The 18,774-nt window shown below is 72.2% G+C and carries 20 protein-coding genes; 6 read left to right on the top strand and 14 right to left on the bottom strand.

Going from position 1 to position 18,774, the window contains the following annotated elements:
- Nucleotides 1–290: 290 nt before the first annotated feature.
- Nucleotides 291–935 (top strand): SCO3374 family protein, encoded by a 645-nt coding sequence (locus ACIPSA_RS37825; protein ID WP_402643201.1) that lies wholly within the window; start codon nt 291–293, stop codon nt 933–935.
- Here ACIPSA_RS37825 and ACIPSA_RS37820 read toward each other — a convergent pair.
- The 10 genes from ACIPSA_RS37820 to ACIPSA_RS37775 form a co-directional block, all read right to left on the bottom strand.
- Nucleotides 914–1,249: an Lsr2 family protein gene (locus ACIPSA_RS37820; RefSeq protein WP_365273264.1), complete on the bottom strand. Its 336-nt coding sequence runs from the start codon at nt 1,247–1,249 to the stop codon at nt 914–916. The two genes, ACIPSA_RS37825 and ACIPSA_RS37820, sit on opposite strands and share 22 nt — an antisense overlap.
- Before the next feature lie 234 nt (nt 1,250–1,483).
- A complete protein-coding gene (locus ACIPSA_RS37815; RefSeq protein ID WP_402643199.1) occupies nt 1,484–2,017 on the bottom strand; it encodes an amino-acid N-acetyltransferase in 534 nt (177 codons plus the stop codon).
- Nucleotides 2,018–2,026: 9 nt separating this feature from the next.
- Nucleotides 2,027–2,446 (bottom strand): BlaI/MecI/CopY family transcriptional regulator, encoded by a 420-nt coding sequence (locus tag ACIPSA_RS37810; protein ID WP_402643286.1) that lies wholly within the window; start codon nt 2,444–2,446, stop codon nt 2,027–2,029.
- Between the two features lie 158 nt (nt 2,447–2,604).
- Nucleotides 2,605–2,784, bottom strand: a complete 180-nt coding sequence (locus ACIPSA_RS37805; RefSeq protein WP_402643196.1) for a hypothetical protein — start codon at nt 2,782–2,784, stop codon at nt 2,605–2,607.
- Nucleotides 2,785–2,865: 81 nt separating this feature from the next.
- Nucleotides 2,866–3,486 carry a hypothetical protein gene (locus ACIPSA_RS37800; protein ID WP_402643284.1) on the bottom strand — a complete coding sequence of 207 codons (621 nt, stop codon included), beginning with the start codon at nt 3,484–3,486 and terminating at the stop codon, nt 2,866–2,868.
- Nucleotides 3,487–3,643: 157 nt separating this feature from the next.
- Nucleotides 3,644–4,441: a type III pantothenate kinase gene (locus ACIPSA_RS37795; RefSeq protein ID WP_402643195.1), complete on the bottom strand. Its 798-nt coding sequence runs from the start codon at nt 4,439–4,441 to the stop codon at nt 3,644–3,646.
- 5 nt (nt 4,442–4,446) lie between these two features.
- On the bottom strand, nt 4,447–5,424 hold the full coding sequence (nadC, locus tag ACIPSA_RS37790) for a carboxylating nicotinate-nucleotide diphosphorylase (protein ID WP_402643192.1): 978 nt from the start codon (nt 5,422–5,424) through the stop codon (nt 4,447–4,449).
- 5 nt (nt 5,425–5,429) lie between these two features.
- Complete coding sequence (locus ACIPSA_RS37785) at nt 5,430–7,151, bottom strand: L-aspartate oxidase (RefSeq protein WP_402643190.1); 1,722 nt, start codon at nt 7,149–7,151, stop codon at nt 5,430–5,432.
- The gene (gene panC / locus ACIPSA_RS37780; RefSeq protein WP_402643187.1) at nt 7,148–8,149 is read right to left on the bottom strand and encodes a pantoate--beta-alanine ligase; all 1,002 of its coding nucleotides are present in this window, start codon (nt 8,147–8,149) and stop codon (nt 7,148–7,150) included. Before panC ends, ACIPSA_RS37785 begins: the two co-directional genes overlap by 4 nt.
- 70 nt (nt 8,150–8,219) lie before the next feature.
- A complete protein-coding gene (locus ACIPSA_RS37775) occupies nt 8,220–9,140 on the bottom strand; it encodes a Rossmann-like and DUF2520 domain-containing protein (RefSeq protein WP_402643185.1) in 921 nt (306 codons plus the stop codon).
- 197 nt (nt 9,141–9,337) lie between these two features.
- Between ACIPSA_RS37775 and ACIPSA_RS37770 the strand changes: the two genes are divergently transcribed.
- Together ACIPSA_RS37770 and ACIPSA_RS37765 are read left to right on the top strand one after the other, a co-directional pair.
- Nucleotides 9,338–10,510 (top strand): threonine aldolase family protein, encoded by a 1,173-nt coding sequence (locus ACIPSA_RS37770; RefSeq protein WP_402643182.1) that lies wholly within the window; start codon nt 9,338–9,340, stop codon nt 10,508–10,510.
- Nucleotides 10,511–10,773: 263 nt separating this feature from the next.
- A complete protein-coding gene (locus ACIPSA_RS37765) occupies nt 10,774–11,880 on the top strand; it encodes a DUF5937 family protein (RefSeq protein ID WP_402643180.1) in 1,107 nt (368 codons plus the stop codon).
- A gap of 12 nt (nt 11,881–11,892) precedes the next feature.
- On the opposite strand, the gene ACIPSA_RS37760 is transcribed toward ACIPSA_RS37765, so the two are convergent.
- From ACIPSA_RS37760 to ACIPSA_RS37750, 3 genes are all read right to left on the bottom strand, one after another.
- On the bottom strand, nt 11,893–12,525 hold the full coding sequence (locus ACIPSA_RS37760) for an AAA family ATPase (RefSeq protein WP_402643179.1): 633 nt from the start codon (nt 12,523–12,525) through the stop codon (nt 11,893–11,895).
- Between the two features lie 64 nt (nt 12,526–12,589).
- The gene (locus tag ACIPSA_RS37755; RefSeq protein ID WP_402643177.1) at nt 12,590–13,261 is read right to left on the bottom strand and encodes a response regulator; all 672 of its coding nucleotides are present in this window, start codon (nt 13,259–13,261) and stop codon (nt 12,590–12,592) included.
- A 74-nt stretch (nt 13,262–13,335) separates the two neighbouring features.
- Nucleotides 13,336–14,541: a sensor histidine kinase gene (locus tag ACIPSA_RS37750; protein WP_402643175.1), complete on the bottom strand. Its 1,206-nt coding sequence runs from the start codon at nt 14,539–14,541 to the stop codon at nt 13,336–13,338.
- A 118-nt stretch (nt 14,542–14,659) separates the two neighbouring features.
- On the opposite strand from ACIPSA_RS37750, the gene ACIPSA_RS37745 reads away from it, so the two are divergent.
- On the top strand, nt 14,660–15,694 hold the full coding sequence (locus ACIPSA_RS37745; RefSeq protein WP_402643172.1) for an SAM-dependent methyltransferase: 1,035 nt from the start codon (nt 14,660–14,662) through the stop codon (nt 15,692–15,694).
- Nucleotides 15,695–15,740: 46 nt separating this feature from the next.
- Here the strand turns inward: ACIPSA_RS37745 and ACIPSA_RS37740 are convergent, their stop codons facing one another.
- Complete coding sequence (locus ACIPSA_RS37740; protein WP_402643170.1) at nt 15,741–16,892, bottom strand: NADH-quinone oxidoreductase subunit D; 1,152 nt, start codon at nt 16,890–16,892, stop codon at nt 15,741–15,743.
- Nucleotides 16,893–16,923: 31 nt separating this feature from the next.
- Here ACIPSA_RS37740 and ACIPSA_RS37735 point away from each other — a divergent pair, with 31 nt between their 5' ends.
- Together ACIPSA_RS37735 and ACIPSA_RS37730 are read left to right on the top strand one after the other, a co-directional pair.
- Nucleotides 16,924–17,427: a PH domain-containing protein gene (locus ACIPSA_RS37735; RefSeq protein ID WP_402643168.1), complete on the top strand. Its 504-nt coding sequence runs from the start codon at nt 16,924–16,926 to the stop codon at nt 17,425–17,427.
- Nucleotides 17,424–18,758, top strand: coding sequence for a PH domain-containing protein (locus ACIPSA_RS37730; protein WP_402643166.1), 1,335 nt, complete (start codon nt 17,424–17,426; stop codon nt 18,756–18,758). The genes ACIPSA_RS37735 and ACIPSA_RS37730 overlap by 4 nt, the downstream gene beginning before the upstream one ends.
- The last annotated feature ends 16 nt before the right edge of the window (nt 18,759–18,774 follow it).

The following is an 18,774-nucleotide window of genomic DNA, read 5'->3' as shown; positions in this document are numbered from 1 at the left end:
GCGAGACGATGTTCCCGCAGGCCAGGCAGTTACCCCACTCGCCAGTACGCCGATGGCGAACGTGAGACGTCCCGTCCTGCGTGTCGCCCCCTCCCACTAGGGATGTCTTACCCGTACGGACTGACACTCCATGCCGAGGGCACCGGTTCCCTCCGCTATGGGCGAACAACCTTGCGCCTCTCCGGCCCCCGCGCGCCTCCTTTTTCGGCGCTGTCCGAAGTCAGGCGAATACACAGCGTAACTTGTGTCCAGCTTCAGCTGTTGGACTTGTCATGGTTGGCACGGTGCTCATGGATTCCACGATCCCCCTCCCTCGCCGACTGCTCCACCCGAGCACCAGGATCCGGCGCTGGTACGAGAACGAACTGGGGTGGCCGACAGTGCCCGGAGGGCCGGAAGAGCCGGTACGGCTCGTCACCGGCGAGCGGTTCGACGTCCTGGATGTGCCGGCCGAGGCGGGCGCCGCGGCGCTGAGGCGCGTGGGGCCGGGCTCTCCCGTGGCCCTTCAGGGCGACCGGATGCGGCTGCTGGTGGCCGCGGGCAGCGCGGAGGAGCTGCCGGGGCTGCTGGACTGGCTGGAGTGGGGCACGCTGGCCCTCGATCTCGTCGCGCTGGGCGCGAACGGGCGCATGGACGCGCCACCGCCCCTCGAGCGGGCCTCCATCGGACCGCGACCGCTTCCCCACGGCCGGTCCGCAACCGTGCCGGCCGCGCCCGTTCCGGGTGCCGTGCAGGGGGCCGCTGTATGGCTGCGGCCCCCTGAGCCGGGGCGCGGGGCCGAGGCATCACTGCCGACCCTGTCGGCCATGGGGGGCGTGGAGGGCGTCCCCGATCTCGTACGACTCGTGGACACGGTGGCGACACAGTGCCACCGGATCCGGCTGCGGCGCGGATGCGCCGGGCCGTCGCTTTCTCAGGCGTTGGCCTTCTCGTAGGCCTCGCGGATGGTCGCGGGAACACGGCCACGGTCGTTGACCTCGAAACCGTTCTCCTTCGCCCAGGCGCGGATCTGCGCGGTGTCCTGGCTGCCACCGGAAGCGGCACGAGCCTTTCCGCGTCCGCCCGAAGCACGGCCACCGGTACGACGGCCGCCCTTCACATAGGGCTCAAGAAGGCCACGCAGCTTGTCCGCATTGGCGGTCGTGAGGTCGATCTCGTACGTCTTGCCGTCCAGCGCGAACGTCACGGTCTCGTCCGCCTCGCCGCCGTCGAGGTCGTCGACAAGAAGGACCTGAACCTTCTGTGCCACCGGATTTCCTTTCATCGATAACTTCAAGGGCCGGGGGTCTGCGGCGTCCGCCGTTTCGCCGCCCCCTCTTATATGCAGTACTGCAGTACGTCGGAAAGCAAACCGCTTTTGCGGGAAAAACACAAACCCCTGGGAGAGACTCAGGGGCCGCCCTGAAGCCGGAAACATGCGCGTTTCGGACATAGGGAACCGGGGCAAGGCCGGACCGCCGGAATAGACGGCCAAGCCCGGGGATCACAGATGCAGAAGCATCCGGCTGTTGCCCAAGGTGTTCGGTTTCACTCGTTCGAGACCGAGGAACTCGGCGACGCCCTCGTCATAGGAACGCAACAGCTCTGCGTACACATCGGTGTCGACGGGTGTCTCGCCGATCTCCACGAAGCCGTGCTTCCCGAAGAAGTCGACTTCGAAGGTCAGGCAGAAAACGCGACGAACGCCGAGCCAGCGCGCTGTGTGCAGCAACTTCTCCAGCAACCGGTGGCCGACACCGGCACCCTTCAGGCCGGGCTTCACCGCGAGAGTGCGGACTTCGGCGAGGTCTTCCCACATCACGTGCAGAGCGCCGCAGCCGACCACCTCGGCGTTGTCGTCCCGTTCCGCGACCCAGAACTCCTGGATGTCCTCGTAAAGAGTCACCGTCGCTTTGTCGAGCAGGATGCGGTCACGCACGTACGCGTCGAGGAGGCTGCGCACGGCGGGTACATCACCGGTCCGGGCCCGCCGGACGGTGATGGCTTTTGCGGTGGCTTCGGGGCGCTCTGCTGACATGAGCGGACGCTATCGCCCACCGCCGTCCTGTGCGGCGCCGGGGTTCTCGTCGTCGGTATCGGAGGTGGTATCCGGGGTTTCCGGGCCCTGGACGATGCGTACGGCGTCCCGGAGGGCCTGTCGCTGTTCGTCGCTCATCATCCCGAAGAAGGCGACCAGAGCGGCGGCCGGGTTGTCGCTCTGCGACCAGGCATCGTTCATCAGTGCGGCGGCGTACGCGGCTCGCGTGGAGACGGCCTCATATCGATAGGCCCGGCCTTCCGCCTCGCGGCGCACCCAGCCCTTCTGATGGAGATTGTCCAAAACGGTCATCACCGTGGTGTACGCGATCGACCGTTCCTGCTGAAGGTCTTCAAGGACTTCTCGAACGGTCACCGGGCGGTTCCACTTCCACACCCGCGTCATGACCGCGTCTTCGAGTTCTCCCAATGGGCGAGGCACAGCTCAGAACAATAGTGGGAGATCTCGCCAATGGCGTGCCGGACGGGCACTTCCAGTGGCAAACGTGAACAAAAGGGGCGCATGGCCCACGGCGTGCGGGTGCACCGTGACTCGCGGGCCCCGCCTCGGGCGCCGCCGGGCGTCCGTCAGACGTCGGTACCGGCGGAGGCCTTTCGTACGCCCTCCGCGCGCGAGATGGCGGCGTCGACGGCGGCGTCCTCCTTGGCCTTGGCGGCCCCGCCCTGGGTCTTCACGATCACCCTGACCAGGCCGATGAAGAAGACGGCCATCACGACGGGGGGCACGAGCGCGGAGACGTAGTCCATGCGACCAGAGTAGCCACGGGGGGACGAACGGCCGGGCCGGGGTGGGCCCGGCCCTCGTTTCACCACGTCACCGCCACCCGTTCAGCCCGCCGCGAGCCGCTGCTGCGGCGGACCGGCGGGCGGCGGGGTGGGCTTGCGGCGCGGGAAGACCTCTCCAGGGGTCGGAACCGGCCGGGGCGGCTTCGGAACGGCGGGCTCGGGCCCCGGATGCTCGGGGGGCCGCTCGGCGGGCTTCTCCGCGGGCTTCTTGCCCTGCTCCTCGCCCGCGCCCCCGGGAAGGGCCATCAGCCGCTTGTGCGCCCGGTCGGGCGTACGGCAGGCGGGCACGCCCGGGAACTCGGCGGCCGGCCGCTGCGCATCGTCCCCGAGCGCCTGACAGCGCTCCAGGAGGGACGCCGCGGCGGGGCCCGCACGCAGTGCCCGCAGGGCGGCGAGGTCGGCCACGACGGGCCGGTATCCGGCCTCCAGCGCCTCCTCCAGCAGCGTGAGGTACCCGGCGACGGTCCCGGGCAGAGCGGCGCGGTACCGGGCGAGGTCGGCCACCAGGAAGGCGCGCAGCCGGGCGCCCTCGCGCATCGCCTCGTCGAGCGACTCGGCGAGGCGGAGGCAGTCCTGGACGTCCTCTGCCGAGGCGTGACCGGGATGAAGGGCGAGGGCGAGAGCGCGGCGGAGCACAGGCAGCTCCGTCACACCGAACGCCATGCCGCCGCGGGATCCGTAGGGCGTGGGCATGCACCGAAGATACGCGCTAATCAGACAAACCAGACACAAAAGACACATGTGGCGCGGGAGAGCCACTCGCCTGGACGGTCCCGGCCCTGCCCTCGCCCGGTGCCGGTCCCGCCTCACACGCGGGATCTCACATGCGCGACACGTTCCGCTCGTACACCAGCCGCAGCCCGACCAGCGTCAGCCAGGGCTCGTGCTCGTCGATGACGGACGACTCGCCGAGGACCATCGGAGCCAGGCCGCCCGTGGCGATCACGGTCACGTCGTCGGGGTTGTCGGCCAGCTCGCGGGCCATCCGGCTCACGACTCCGTCGACCTGCCCCGCGAACCCGTACACGATGCCGGCCTGCATCGCCTCCACGGTGTTCTTGCCGATCACGCTGCGCGGCCGGGCCACCTCGATCTTCCGCAGTTGCGCACCCTTGACGCCCAGCGCCTCGACGGAGATCTCGATACCGGGCGCGATGACACCGCCGACGTACTCCCCGCGCGCGGACACCGCGTCGAACGTCGTCGCCGTACCGAAGTCCACGACGATCGCGGGCCCCCCGTACAGCTCGACGGCGGCCACCGCGTTGATGATGCGGTCCGCGCCGACCTCCTTGGGGTTGTCGGTGAGGATCGGCACGCCGGTCTTCACCCCGGGCTCCACCAGCACCGCGGGCACGTCGCCGTAGTACCGACGCGTCACCTCGCGCAGCTCGTGCAGCACCGACGGCACGGTCGCGCAGATCGCGATGCCGTCGATGCCGTCCCCGAGCTCGTCGCCGAGGAGCGGGTGCATGCCCATCAGGCCCTGCAGCAGCACCGCCAGCTCGTCCGCCGTGCGGCGGGCGTCCGTGGAGATGCGCCAGTGCTCGACGATGTCCTCACCGTCGAACAGGCCCAGAACGGTGTGCGTGTTGCCCACGTCGATCGTGAGGAGCATGGCCGTTACTCCGCCTCACGCAGGTCCAGGCCGATGTCCAGGATCGGCGAGGAATGGGTCAGGGCCCCGACGGCCAGGTAGTCCACGCCGGTGTCCGCGTACGCCTTGGCGTTCTCCAGCGTGAGCCGGCCGGAGGCCTCCAGCATCGCCCGGCCGTCGACGATCGCCACCGCCTCCTCGCACTCCAGGGGCGTGAAGTTGTCGAGCAGGATCAGGTCGGCGCCCGCGTCCACGACCTCGCGCAGCTGGTGCAAGGTGTCGACCTCGACCTCGATCGGTACGTCCGGGAAGGCCGCCCGCACGGCCTCGAAGGCCTGGGAGACGCCGCCCGCGGCAACCACGTGGTTGTCCTTGACGAGGGCCGCGTCCGACAGCGACATGCGGTGGTTGACGCCGCCGCCGCAGCGCACCGCGAACTTCTCCAGCGACCTGAGGCCCGGCGTCGTCTTGCGGGTGTCGCGCACCCGGGCCTTCGTGCCCTCCAGCGCGTCCGCCCACGCGCGCGTGGCCGTCGCGATGCCTGACAGACGGCACAGCAGGTTGAGCGCGCTGCGCTCGCCGGTCAGCAGGTCACGCGTGCGCGTGGTGACCGACAGGAGCCTGTCCCCGGCCTCCACCCGGTCGCCGTCCTCCACGTGCCGCTCGACCTCGAACTCGTCCGTGCAGACCACGGAGAGCACGGCCTCGGCGACCCTGAGGCCGGCCACCGTGCCCGCCTCGCGCGCGGTGAAGTCGGCGGTGGCCACGGCGTCCTCGGGGATGGTCGCGACGGTCGTCACGTCCACGCCGTGGGCGAGGTCCTCCTGGATGGCGACGTTGGCGATGTCCTCGACCTCCACGGGGTCGAGTCCGGCGTCGGCCAGGAGCTGCGCGAGCGCGGGGTCGAGCCCGCACTCCAGATATTCCTCGTCGGTGTCCGCGCCACAGGCACAGCCGTCGCCGCAGCCACCGTTCGAGGCGAGGGGAAGGTCGGGGGTGCTCACTTCTGTCACTGCTCCTGGGGCTGGTGCTGCTGCCGGGTAGGGGGGAAGTCTGCGGTGTCGGTGGTGCGCACGGCCAGCGACCGGTCCGGATTCAGCCGTACGACGATGTGGCGCCGCCAGTCGGCGTCGTCGCGGTCGGCCCGGTCCTCGCGCCAGTGGCAGCCGCGGGTCTCCTCGCGCAGCCGCGCGGCGGCGACCAGGACGCGGGCCACGCACAGGAGGTTGGTGGCCTCCCAGGTGTCGACGCCCGGCTCGGCGGTCTTGCCGTTCTCGTCGAGGGCGTCGCGGGCCTCGGTGTGCAGCTGCTGGAGCTGGTCGGCGGCTTTCAGCAGCGACTCGTCCGAGCGCAGGACGCCCGCGCCCTCGGTCATGATCCGCTGGATCGCGAACCGGGCCTCGGGGGCGAGGAGCGGGTGGGCGGGCGTCTCGGGGTGCTCGACCGGCTCCGGCACACGCGCGTGGAGGCCGTTTCCGGCGTGGCCGGCGATGATGTCGGCGGCGATGCGCTCGGCGTAGACCAGCCCCTCCAGGAGGGAGTTGGAGGCGAGCCGGTTCGCGCCGTGCACACCGGTGCAGGCGACCTCGCCGCACGCGTACAGGCCCGGGACGGTCGTACGGCCCCGGGCGTCGGTGCGCACGCCGCCGGAGGCGTAGTGGGCGGCAGGGGCGATCGGGATGGGCTCGGTGACCGGGTCGATGCCGTTGGCACGGCACGCGGCCAGGATCGTCGGGAAGCGGTGCTCCCACATGTCGGCGCCGAAGTGCCGGGCGTCGAGGAACATGTGCTCGGCGTCCTGCTCCTGCATGCGCCGCATGATGCCCTTGGCGACGATGTCCCGGGGCGCGAGTTCGGCCAGCTCGTGCTGACCGACCATGAAGCGCACGCCGTCGGCGTCGACCAGGTGGGCGCCCTCGCCGCGCACCGCCTCGGAGACCAGCGGCTGCTGGCCCTCCGCGTCGGCGCCGAGGAACAGCACCGTCGGGTGGAACTGCACGAACTCCAGGTCGGAGACCTCCGCACCGGCACGCAGCGCGAGGGCCACACCGTCGCCCGTCGACACGGACGGGTTCGTGGTCGCCGAGAACACCTGCCCCATGCCGCCGGTCGCCAGGACCACGGCGGGGGCGTGCACCGCGCCCACGCCGTCGTGCTGGCCCTCACCCATGACGTGCAGGCTCACACCCGCGGTACGGCCGTCGGCGTCCGTCAGCAGGTCCAGGACCAGCGCGTTCTCGATCGCACGGAGCCCACGCGCGCGTACGGCCTCGACGAGCGCCCGGGAGATCTCCGCGCCGGTGGCGTCGCCGCCCGCGTGCGCGATACGGCGGCGGTGGTGGCCGCCCTCCCGGGTGAGATCCAGTCCGCCTTCGGAGGACTCGTCGAAGTGCGCGCCCGTCTCGATGAGTCGCCGTACCGCGTCGGGACCCTCGGTGACGAGGATCCGTACGGCGTCCTCGTCGCACAGGCCCACGCCCGCGACCAGGGTGTCGTCCAGGTGCTGTTCGGGGGTGTCGCCCTCGCCCAGGGCCGCGGCGATGCCGCCCTGCGCCCAGCGTGTGGAGCCGTCGTCGAGGCGGGCCTTGGTGACGACGACGGTCTTCAGGCCCGCGGCCTCGCAGCGCAGGGCCGCGGTGATGCCGGCGACCCCGGAGCCGACGACCACCACGTCCGCGGAGATGGACCACCCGGGGGCGGGCGCGTGCAGTCGTATGCCTGTGCTGGTCACGAGGCGGCTCCGAAGGTTCCGAAGGTGAGGGGGAGGTTGTCGATCAGCCGGGTCGTCCCGACCCGGGCGGCGACGGCGAGGACGGCCTCGCCGGTGAAGTCGTCGCCGATGTCGGTGAAGTCGGACGGGTCGACGAGGGCGAGGTAGTCCAGTTCGAGCGGCGGGTCGAGCCGGGCGGCCTCGTCCAGGACCAGGCGGGCCGCGGCGCGGACGGCCGCGGCAGCCCCGGGCACGGCCTTGGCGACGGCGTGCGCGTCGGCGGCCGCGCGGGACTCCCCTATGGCGCTGAGCGCCTCGGCACGCGCGCGCGTGGAGGGCACTTCGCGGGCCCGCGCGCGCAGCGCCTCCTGCGCGGCGTGCCGGTCACCGCCCGCGAACAGGGCCTGGGACAGGGCGAGGGCCGTGTGCCGTTCCTGGGGCGAGAGGTAGCGGTTGCGGCTGGACAGGGCCAGGCCGTCGTCCTCGCGCACGGTCGGTACGCCGACGATCTCGACACCGAAGTTCAGGTCCCCTGCCATGCGACGGATCAGGGCCAGCTGCTGGGCGTCCTTCTGGCCGAAGAGCGCGACGTCGGGCCGGGTGAGGTGGAGCAGTTTGGCGACCACGGTGAGCACACCGTCGAAGTGCCCGGGCCGCGAGGATCCCTCCAGGCGCTCGCCCATCGGGCCCGCGGAGACACGCACCTGGGGTTCGCCGCCGGGGTAGACCTCGTCCACGGAGGGGGCGAACACGGCGTCCGCGCCCGACTGTTCGGCGATCTTCAGGTCGGCTTCCAGGGTGCGCGGGTAGCGGTCGAGGTCCTCGCCCGCGCCGAACTGGAGCGGGTTGACGAAGACGGTGACCACGACCTCGCCGTCCGGCCCGGCGATCTCTCGCGCGCTGCGGATCAGCGTGGCGTGCCCCTCGTGCAGGGCGCCCATGGTCATCACCACGGCACGGCGACCGCGACGCACCCGCGCGTGCAGCTCGTCGGCGGTGCTCAGCAGGGCGGTGGTCATCGGAAGTCTCCGTTCTCGGGCACGCGCGTCGTCAGGCGGCCCTCCCTCACGGTCCTGAGCCCGGTCCCGGTCATCGGGCGTCCCCCTCGCCGCGGCCGGCGAGCACTCCGAGGAGGTCCTCCGCGAGTTCCGGCTTCAGCAGGCCGTGCGCGAGCGCGCGGTCGGCGGTCGCGCGGGCCATCGCCAGGTAACCCGCGACGGTCTGCGGGGAGTGCCTGCGCAACTCGGCGATGTGTGCGGCGACCGTGCCCGCGTCCCCGCGCGCGACGGGCCCGGTCAGCGCCGCGTCACCGGAACGCAGGGCGTTGTCCAGGGCGGCGCCGAGCAGCGGGCCGAGCATCCGGTCGGGGGCCTCGACACCGGCCGTGCGCAGCAGCTCCATGGACTGGGCGACCAGGGTCACCAGGTGGTTGGAGCCGAGGGCGAGGGCCGCGTGGTAGAGCGGGCGGTTCTCCTCGGCGATCCACTCGGGCTCGCCGCCCATCTCGATGACGAGGGCCTCCGCGGCCAGCCGCAGCTCGTCGGGGGCGGTGACACCGAAGGAGCATCCGGCGAGCCGCTGGACGTCCACCGGGGTGCCGGTGAAGGTCATCGCGGGGTGCAGGGCCAGCGGCAGCGCGCCCGCGCGCAGGGCGGGGTCCAGGACCTTCGCGCCGTATCGCCCCGAGGTGTGCACGAGGAGCTGGCCGGGCCGTACGGCGCCGGTCTCGGCGAGGCCCGCCACCAGGCCGGGCAGGGTGTCGTCGGGAACCGTGAGCAGCACCAGGTCGGCGCGCTGGAGCACCTCGGCGGGCGGGACTACCGGGACGTCCGGGAGCATCAGACCGGCGCGTCGTCTGGAGGTGTCGGAGACCGCGGAGACGGCCACCGGGCGGTGTCCGGCGAGCTGGAGGGACGCGGCCAGCGCGGGGCCCACCCGGCCGGCGCCGACGACGCCGACGGCGAGCCGCGCCGGGCGGTCCTTGGGGTCTGGCTGTTGGTCTGTACTCACGCGAAGGTGGCCTTCCCGTTCCAGTCCGCTCTGGGTACCGGACGATTTCTCGTCATGTTAACGCTATCGGCTGGAGCACCGATCGCGTTGTCCACAGGCTGTGGGTTTCCACACGTCCGCGCGGCGGGCCCCGGCGGCACTTCGCTCCGTGGAAATCCGGCTGTCGGCGCGCAGGCCGGCACGGCATGATCCGGTGCATGAGTGATACGGGTGAACAGGGCGAAGAGCGGTCGGCACAGGAGCGGTTGCGGGAACGCCGGTCGGCCGCTCACCGGAAGGCGCGGCGCGTCCTGTCGCGCGCGGGCTGGCGAGGCACGATCCGCGAACGGCTCGCGCTGCTGCAGGAGACGGCGCCCCAGGTGTACGACCTGGACGAACCGGCGGACATCTACGGCGACCGGATCGTCGCGTCCCTGGAGGAACGGGTCGCCGCGCTCCTGGGCACGGAGGCGGCCGCGTTCTTCCCGACCGGCACGATGGCCCAGCAGGTGGCCCTGCGCTGCTGGGCGGGCCGCACCGGCAACCCCACGGTCGCCCTGCATGCGCTGGCCCACCCCGAGATGCACGAGCGGAACGCGTTCAGCCAGGTCAGCGGGTTGCGCCCGGTCCGCGTGACCGATGAGCCGCGGCTCCCCACCGCCGAGGAGATACGCGACTTCCCGGAGCCCTTCGGGGCGTTGATGCTGGAACTGCCCCTCAGGGACGCCGGTTTCCTGCTGCCCTCCTGGGAGGAGCTCACCGCCGTCGTGGAAGCCGCGCGGGAGCGCGACGCGGTGGTGCACTTCGACGGCGCGCGCCTGTGGGAGTCCACCGTCCACTTCGGCCGCTCCCTGGACGAGATCGCGGGCCTGGCGGACAGCGTCTACGTCTCGTTCTACAAGTCCCTCGACGGCTTTGGCGGAGCCGCGCTCGCCGGCCCGAAGACCCTGGTGGAAGAGGCGAAGACCTGGCGGCACCGGTACGGCGGCATGGTCTTCCAGCAGTTCCCCACCGCGCTGTCGGCGTTCGCCGGGCTGGAGCGGGAGCTGCCCCGGCTGCCCGACTATGTGCGCCACGCGCGCGTGGTGGCCGCCGCGCTGCGCGAGGGGTTCGCGGAGGCCGGGGTGCCCTGGGCGCGGGTGAACCCCGAGGAGCCGCACACCCACGAGTTCCAGGTGTGGCTGCCGTACGCCCCCGAAGTGGTGGCGGAGGCGGCGGTGCGCCAGGCCGAGGAGACCGGGACGCTCCTGTTCTGCAATGGGTGGCAGCCGGGCGGCCCCGGCCTGGCCGTCACCGAGGTCACGGTTCGCTCCGCGGGTCTGGAGTGGACGGCTGCCGACGTACGGGCTGCCGTCGCGGATTTCGCGACCAGGCTGCCGCAGAAGGCCTAGCCGCAGGGCACGCGGGCTACAGGGAACGCGGGCGCGGGCGGGGCCGGCACGCCGTGCTGCCGGGCGCGGTAGGTGTCGAGGAGGTACTGCTGGGTGACGCTCATGTCGGATCTCCTTCCCGGGATGCGGATCGACGTGGACGACCGGGTTCCGCGGCCGCCCCGGACGCCCCGGGCTGCGCCGGTCCGGGCGGGAAGTCCCCCCGATTGACGGGCGCCGTCAATCGGGGCCGGGCTGTCAGTGGCGGCGTGCACCATGGGGGCATGAGCGTGCGCATCGACATCGCGGGGCTGCGGCCGGAGAGGGTCGCCGTCGTGCCCTCGCCCCTGGCCGAGCTCGGCATGGCGCTGCACGCGCTGTCCGAGCCGGGGCACCACCCGGGGCTGCAGGGCTGGGTCACGAGCGTGACCGCGGGGCTCGACTCGCATCTGGCCGACCGGATGTGCGAGGCCGACTTCCTGTGGCGGACGACGTTCTCCGACATGTTCCTGCCGTTCGCGGGCACTCCGGGCGGGTCCACGCTCCCGGGCGCCACGCTCGCCGAGGAACTGGACCAGCTGGACAAGCTGACGGACGAGCAGTTCGTGGACACGGCACTGGAGTTCACCTGCGCCCTTCCCTACGGCCTGCCGGGCCCCGGCCCGCTTGCCGACGCCGGGTTGCGTAGTCGCGCCGTGGAGCTGGCCGCCGCGCGGGGGCCGCAGCAGATGCGCTTCACCGAGCGGCTGCTGGCCGACCCGCCCCGGATCCGGGGCTGGCTCCGGCAGTTCCTGGAGGACTGCGAGGAGGCGTTCTTCGCGGAGACCTGGTCCCGGCTGCGCCACCAGCTCACGGCGGACGCCCGCCTCAAGACGGAGCTGCTGCGCCGCAAGGGCCTGGCGGAGGCGCTGGCGTCCGTGTCCCCGGCCGTGGCCCTGGACGAGGCGGCCGGCCGGATCACGGTCGACAAGCTGGGCGAGGGGCGTACGGCCACGGCGGACGGCGGCCTCCTGCTCGTACCGACGAGCCTGGGCTGGCCCCATCTGATGGTGCTGCACCGGTACGGCTGGCAGCCGGTCCTGCACTACCCCGTGGGCTCCCCGGAACTCGCCGCCCCGCCCTCCGTCGAGCAGCTCACCCTGCGGATGACCGCCCTGTCCCACCCGGTGCGCATGCGCATCTGCCGCAGTCTCGCCCGCAGCGCACACACCACGAGCGAGCTGGCCCAGGTCCGCGGCATGACCGCTCCCGAGATATCCCGGCACCTGAGCGTCCTCAAGAAGGCGGGCCTGATCACGACCCGTCGCCGGGGGCGGTACGTCCTGCACCAGCTGGACGTGTCGGTGGTGGCGCGGCTGGGCAGCGACTTCCTGGAAGGGATCCTCAGGTAGCCGGGCGACGAATCAGTCGAAGCGGATGTGCTTCACACCGACCCCGACCTGCCTCAGCCGCGTCCGCAGCGCACCCTCGGTGTTGGGCCTGAGCGTCAGCCCGGCCAGCACCGCGATCCGGTCCGCCGTCTTCGGCACGGTCGAGTGGTCCGTCCACAGATGCTCGGCGAACTCCGGCTCGCGCAGCCGCTCCAGGCAGTGGTCGAGCTGCTGCACGGCCCAGCTCTCCCTGCGCAGACCCGAGTTCTTCCCCGCGACGTACTGGAGGAGGTGCCCGAAGCCGCGCTCCCGCAGCCGCTGGATCACCGTCTCGCGCTCGGCGAGGAGTGTGAAGTGCCGTACGTCGTGCCCGAGTTCGCCCAGCCGGCCGATGGTCTCCGCGAAGTAGCGGGAGTCGGTGACCGTCATGGGGACGATCACCACGCCGTCGTGCTCGGCCAGGGCGAGGTCGAGGACCTCGACGACGCCCTGCCGCCAGCACACCAGGTCCTGGAAGTTTCCGCGCAGTTCGGGCGGGAGCATGCGGCGCAGGCCGAAGCCGGCGTGCTCCGGATCGCAGATCACGCTGCCCGGAAGCCGACGCTGGATCTCGTGTGCGGTCTGTGTCTTGCCGCCCCCGAAGGGGCCGTTGATCCACAGGAGCATGGGCGGACCCTAGTACGAGCCGGTCACGCGTGAGTGCGGTTCCGGGAGTCGCGGTGTCCCGGACTCAGCCGTGCCCGCCGGCCCGTACCAGCCCCGTCTCGTACGCCAGAACCACCACCTGCACCCGGTCCCGCAGCCCGAGCTTGGTCAGGATGCGGCCGACGTGGGTCTTCACCGTCGCCTCGGACAGCACCAGCCGGGCCGCGATCTCGCCGTTGGACAGCCCCTGGGCGACCAGCACCATGACCTCGCGCTCACGGTCGGTGAGCCGCTCCAGCTCCTTGTGCTGGGGCTCCCCGCCGGCGGCGGGCAGCATCGGCGCGAAACGGTCGAGGAGGCGGCGGGTGGTGGAGGGAGCGACGACGGCGTCACCGCTGTGCACGGAGCGGATCGCGGTCAGCAGGTCGCCGGGCGGCACGTCCTTGAGCATGAAGCCGGAGGCCCCCGCCTTCAGCCCGGAGAAGGCGTACTCGTCGAGGTCGAAGGTGGTCAGGATCAGCACCTTCGGCGGGTCGGGCTCCGAGCAGATGCGGCGGGTGGTCTCCACACCGTCCAGCTTCGGCATGCGCACGTCCATCAGGATCACGTCGACCTCGGCCGAGCGCAGCACCTGGAGGGCCTCGACACCGTCGCCCGCCTCCGCGACGACCTCCATGTCCGGCTGGGCGGCGAGCACCATCCGGAACCCGGTGCGCAGCAGCACCTGGTCGTCGACGAGCATCACACGGATCGTCATCGGGGCCTCTTCCGTTTCCGTCTTTACGACTTGCTTGGGGCGTGACAGGTGTCAACAGGGGGCGTGCATCGGGGTCAGTGCGCCGGTTTGAGCGGGAGCAGGGCACTGATGCGGAAGCCTCCCCCAGGACGCGGGCCCGCGTCGAGGGTGCCGCCGACCATGCCGACCCGCTCGCGCATGCCGATCAGGCCGTGGCCCTGGCCGTCGGCGCCGCCCTCCTCGTACAGCTCGTGCGGGGCGCCCTTTCCGTCGTCCTCGACGAGCAGGCCCAGCCCGTCGTCGAAATAGACCAGGCGCACGCTGGCGCCGGCGTTCGGCCCGCCGTGCTTGCGCGTGTTGGTCAGCGCCTCCTGCACGATGCGGTACGCGGTGAGCTCGACGCCGCTGGGCAGCGGGCGCGGGGTGCCCTCGACCTTGAAGTCGATGGGCAGGCCGGAGCTGCGGCACTGTTCGACGAGGTCATCGATCTGCTCGACGTCGGGCTGCGGGACGTACTCACCGACCTCCTGGTGCTCCCCAGTGCGCAGGACGCCCAGCAGACGGCGCATCTCGGCGAGGGCCTGGCGGCCGGTGGAGGAGATCGTCTCCAGGGCCTTCTTCGCCTGGTCGGGCGCGGCGTCGAGGACATAGGCGGCGCCGTCGGCCTGCACCACCATCACCGACACGTTGTGCGCGACCACGTCGTGCAGCTCCCGCGCGATCCGGGCCCGCTCGGCGGCGACCGCGACCTTGGCCTGCGCCTCGCGCTCCTTCTCCAGCCGGGCGGCGCGCTCCTCCAGCTGCTGGAAGTAGGCGCGGCGGGTGCGCATGGAGTCACCGAGCACCCAGGCGAGGGCGAACGGCACCGTCTGGAACACCGCTATCGCGACCCTGCCCGGGAGGCTCGCCTCCCCGGCCGGCCAGCGGATCTGCGCCAGGGTGGCCGCGCACAGACTGATGCTCAGCGCGAAGCGGGAGGCCCAGCGCGCCCCGGCGGTGGCGACCGTGTAAGTGATCACCAGCATGGCGAAGTCGGCGACGGTCGTCTCGATGTCCAGGACCAGCTGCGCCAGTCCGGTCGCGGCGGCCAGCAGCAGCATCGGCTCCGGGAAGCGGCGGCGCAGCGCGACGACGAGCGACAGCACGGCGGACACCGCGAGTCCCGCGGCTACCGATCCGTGGTGGTCCGGGCCCCTGTTGACGTTGATCACGCTCACGCCGGAGATCCCGAAGAGGACGACGGCCCAGAAGGTGTCGACCCATGTCGGGTGCCTGCGGAGGAAGTCATAGAGGCGCTGCACGTAACCCAGAGTAGGGAAGTGCGGTGCGTGCAGGGGTCAACCGGAGGGCCGATCCGGGCGTGACGCGCATACTCCGCAAGGTGGATGCCGTGATCATCTGTGCGCCTAGTCTGTACCGGTGGCGGAAGAGACGGCGCACGGGGCGACAGGCGGGGCGCGGGGCGGCTGGCGTGGCTGGCGGGCCGCGACCGAAGCGGCCCTCTACGGGCCCGGCGGCTTCTACCGGCGCCCCGAAGGCCCGGCCGGGCACTTCCGTACGTCCGTGCACGCCTCGCCGCTGTTCGCCGAGGCCGTGGCCCGGCTGCTGTGCCGGGTCGACAAGGCGCTGGGGCGGCCCGGAACGCTTGACTTCGTCGACATGGGCGCCGGGCGGGGTGAGCTGGTCACCGGCGTGCTCGCCGCGCTGCCCGCCGGCGTGGCCGCCCGTGCGCGCGGGTACGCCGTCGAGCTCGCCGACCGCCCCGAAGGGCTCGACCGGCGGATCACCTGGCTGAGCGAACCCCCCGAGGGGATCACCGGGCTTTTCTTCGCCAACGAATGGCTGGACAACGTGCCGGTGGAGGTCGCGGAGGTGGACTCCGCGGGCGTCCCGCGGCTGGTGCTCGTACGGGAGGACGGGGCCGAGCGGCTCGGGGAGCCCCTGTCGGGGGCGGAGGCGGAGTGGCTCGCACGGTGGTGGCCGCTGGCGGCCGAGCAGGGGCTGCGCGCGGAGATCGGGCTGCCCCGGGACGCCGCGTGGGCGTCCGCCGTCTCGCGCGTCGCGCGGGGGCTCGCGGTGGCCGTGGACTACGCGCACACCGCGGGCGCACGCCCCCCGTTCGGGACGCTCACCGGCTTCCGGGAGGGCCGCGAGACGGCGCCCTTGCCGGACGGGTCGTGCGACCTCACGGCGCACGTCGCACTGGACTCCTGCGCGACGCTCCACACGGCGCGCACTCTCTCCGGCGCACGCCTGCTCACGCAACGCGACGCGCTCCGCGCCCTCGGCATCGAAGGCACACGCCCCCCACTCGCGCTCGCCTCCACAGACCCCTCGGCATACGTGCGCGCCCTCGCGAGCGCCGGCCAGGCCGCCGAGCTCACCGCGCCGGGCGGGCTGGGCGGCTTCGGCTGGCTGCTCCAGCCGGTTGGAATTCCGGACGCACTTCTCTAGGGCGGCCCGCTTGTCTCTGGGCCGGCCCGCTCGTCTCTGGGCCGGCCTACTTGTCGATGTCCCCGACCACGAAGAACATCGACCCCAGGATCGCCACCATGTCGGCGACCAGCGTTCCCGGCAGCAGCTCGGTCAGGGCCTGGATGTTGTTGTACGAGGCCGAGCGCAGCTTCAGCCTGTACGGGGTCTTCTCGCCCTTGCTGACCAGGTAGTAGCCGTTGATGCCGAGCGGGTTCTCGGTCCACGCGTAGGTGTGGCCCTCGGGCGCCTTGAGGACCTTCGGGAGCCGCTGGTTGATCGGTCCGGGCGGCAGTTCGGCGAGCCGGTCGAGGCAGGCGTCCGCGAGGTCGAGGGAGTTGTGGGTCTGCTCCAGGAGGCACTCGAAGCGGGCGAGGCAGTCGCCGTCCTGCCGGGTGACGACCTCAAGGGTGTCCTGCAGGTCGCCGTACGCGAGGTACGGCTCGTCGCGGCGCAGGTCGAAGTCGACGCCCGAAGCGCGCGCGAGGGGCCCGCTCACGCCGTACGCGTGCACGATCTCCGGCGAGAGGACGCCCACGCCCCGCGTGCGCCCCCGGAAGATCTCGTTGCCGAGCACCAGGTCGTCGAACCGGTCCATACGGGAGCGCAGAGCCCCGACCGAGGCACGCGCGCGTGAGGTCCACCCGGCGGGCAGGTCCTCCTTGAGGCCGCCGACGCGGTTGAACATGTAGTGCATGCGCCCGCCGGAGACCTCCTCCATGACGTGCTGGAGTTCCTCGCGCTCCGTGAAGGCGTAGAAGATCGGGGTGATACCGCCCAGCTCCAGCGGGTACGACCCGAGGAACATCAGGTGGTTCAGCACCCGGTTCAGCTCGGCCAGCAGCGTGCGCGTCCACACCGCGCGCTCGGGCACCTCCATGCCGAGCATCCGCTCCACGGCGAGGACCACGCCCAGCTCGTTCGAGAACGCCGACAGCCAGTCGTGGCGGTTGGCGAGCATGATGATCTGCCGGTAGTCGCGGGCCTCGAAGAGCTTCTCCGCGCCCCGGTGCATATAGCCGATCACCGGCTCCGCGTGCACGATGCGCTCGCCGTCCAGCACGAGCCGCAGCCGCAGCACGCCGTGCGTGGAGGGGTGCTGCGGGCCGATGTTCAGCACCATGTCGGTGCTCTCCGCCGCGCCGCCGATCCCGACCGTGGTCTCCGTCGTAGGAGTCATGGACACAGTTTCCCCTACGTAGGCTGTGCGCATGGAGACGGGGAGCCCGGAAAGTGCCGAGGCGATAGAAACCGAGCCGGTCTGGACCGGGCTGCCGTCGGGCCTGCTGCGCATGAGGCGGCTGTTGCTAGTGGTGTGGCTGGGGCCGCCGACCCTGGCCCTGGGGCTGTTGCTGGGCCTGTTCGCCGGGCCGGCCTGGGCCGGTTTCGCGCTGCTGCCGCTGGCCCTGATGGCCTGGGGCTGGGTGCTCCTCGGCCGCAACTGGCGCTCCTGGCGGTACGCCGAGCGGGCCGACGACCTGCTGATCAGCCGCGGTGTCCTGTGGCGCGAGGAGACCGTCGTGCCGTACGGGCGGATGCAGCTCGTGGAGGTCAGGTCCGGTCCCGTCGAGCGGCACTTCGGGCTGGCCGGCGTGCAGCTGCACACCGCGGCCGCGGCCACCGACGCCACCATCCCCGGCCTCGACCCGGCCGAGGCGGAGCGGCTGCGCGACCGGCTCACCGAGCTGGGCGAGGCCCGATCGGCGGGCCTGTGACGGCCCCGGGCCTCGACGACGGCGTCCGGCGCGTCCCGGCCGCGACCGAACGGCGGCTGCACCCCGTGACACCGTTCCGGCGTGCGTGGGCGCCGGTCGCGCTGATCGCCGGGTGGGCCGCGCACGACCCGAACCAGGCACAGGCGCAGCTGACGAGGCTGACCACGACCATGCTCCTGGCCGGGCTCGCCGTCCTGGTCCCGGCGGCCTCCCTCTACGGCTTCCTCTCCTGGTGGTTCACGTACTTCGCGGTGACCGACAGCGAACTGCGCATCCGCACCGGTCTGTTGTTCCGGCGCACCGCGCACATACGGCTGGAGCGGATCCAGGCCGTCGACGTGACCCGGCCGCTCCTCGCGCGCGTGGCGGGTGTCGCGAAGCTCAGGATCGATGTGGTCGGTGCCGACAAGAAGGACGAACTGGCCTTTCTGGGCGAGGACGAGGCCCGCACGCTGCGCGCGGAGCTGCTCGCGCGCGCGGCCGGTTTCGCACCCGAGACGGCGCACGAGGTCGGTGAGGCGCCGGCGCGCGAGCTGATGCGCCTGCCCGCGCGCGACCTTGCGATCTCCCTGGTGCTGACGGGCGCGGCCTGGGGCTCCCTGATCACCGCGCTCGTCGTACCGCCGGTGCTGTGGCTGGCCACCCACAGTGTGGTGACGGTCCTCGCCACCGGCCTGCCGCTGCTCGGCGCGGCGGTCGCGCGCAGCGCGGGACGGTTCGTCGCCGAGTACGACTGGACGGTGGGCGAGTCCCCGGACGGGCTGCGCATCGACCACGGGCTGCTCGACCGCACGCACGAGACGGTGCCGCCGGGGCGGGTGCAGACCGTACGGATCGTGGAGCCGCTGCTGTGGCGACGGCGCGGCTGGGTGCGGGTGGAACTGGACGTGGCCGGGTCCTCGAACTCGGTCCTGGTGCCGGTCGCCCCGCGCGCGGTGGCCGAGTCGGTCGTGGCGCGCGTGCTGCCCGGGGTGACCGTGCCGCCGCTCGGGTCCCCGGCGCGGCCGCCGCGGCGGGCCGGGCGGTGCCTGCCCCTGTGGTGGCGCGGTCACGGCATCGCGGTCACCGACACCGTCTTCGCCGCCCGGCACGGCCTGCTCCGCCGGAACCTTGCCCTGGTCCCGCACGCCAAGGTCCAGAGCGTACGGCTCACTCAGGGCCCCTGGGAGCGCCTCTGGCGGCTCGCCGACGTTCATGTGGACACCGGGGCCGACAAGACCGTGACGGCCCGCCTGCGGGACGCTCAGGAGGCGGCGGAACTGCTCCGGGGACAGGCGGAGCGCTCGCGGACGGGGCGCAGGAACGCCCAGCCGGACCGGTGGATGGCCTGAACCGGCCCGAACCGCT

This window comes from Streptomyces sp. NPDC086549 (assembly GCF_044746205.1).
In the GTDB taxonomy this organism is placed as follows: Bacteria; Actinomycetota; Actinomycetes; order Streptomycetales; family Streptomycetaceae; genus Streptomyces.
Note: the sequence above shows the minus strand (reverse complement) of the source record. Positions and strands in the feature narration are given on the sequence as shown.

Coding starts and splice junctions, on each gene's coding strand:
- ACIPSA_RS37825 (WP_402643201.1), top strand. CDS start 291: ATGGATTCCACGATCCCCCTCCCTCGCCGACTGCTCCACCCGAGCACC.
- ACIPSA_RS37815 (WP_402643199.1), bottom strand. CDS start 2,017: ATGTCAGCAGAGCGCCCCGAAGCCACCGCAAAAGCCATCACCGTCCGG.
- ACIPSA_RS37805 (WP_402643196.1), bottom strand. CDS start 2,784: ATGGACTACGTCTCCGCGCTCGTGCCCCCCGTCGTGATGGCCGTCTTC.
- ACIPSA_RS37800 (WP_402643284.1), bottom strand. CDS start 3,486: ATGGCGTTCGGTGTGACGGAGCTGCCTGTGCTCCGCCGCGCTCTCGCC.
- ACIPSA_RS37795 (WP_402643195.1), bottom strand. CDS start 4,441: ATGCTCCTCACGATCGACGTGGGCAACACGCACACCGTTCTGGGCCTG.
- panC (WP_402643187.1), bottom strand. CDS start 8,149: ATGACCACCGCCCTGCTGAGCACCGCCGACGAGCTGCACGCGCGGGTG.
- ACIPSA_RS37770 (WP_402643182.1), top strand. CDS start 9,338: ATGAGTGATACGGGTGAACAGGGCGAAGAGCGGTCGGCACAGGAGCGG.
- ACIPSA_RS37765 (WP_402643180.1), top strand. CDS start 10,774: ATGAGCGTGCGCATCGACATCGCGGGGCTGCGGCCGGAGAGGGTCGCC.
- ACIPSA_RS37760 (WP_402643179.1), bottom strand. CDS start 12,525: ATGCTCCTGTGGATCAACGGCCCCTTCGGGGGCGGCAAGACACAGACC.
- ACIPSA_RS37755 (WP_402643177.1), bottom strand. CDS start 13,261: ATGACGATCCGTGTGATGCTCGTCGACGACCAGGTGCTGCTGCGCACC.
- ACIPSA_RS37740 (WP_402643170.1), bottom strand. CDS start 16,892: ATGACTCCTACGACGGAGACCACGGTCGGGATCGGCGGCGCGGCGGAG.
- ACIPSA_RS37735 (WP_402643168.1), top strand. CDS start 16,924: ATGGAGACGGGGAGCCCGGAAAGTGCCGAGGCGATAGAAACCGAGCCG.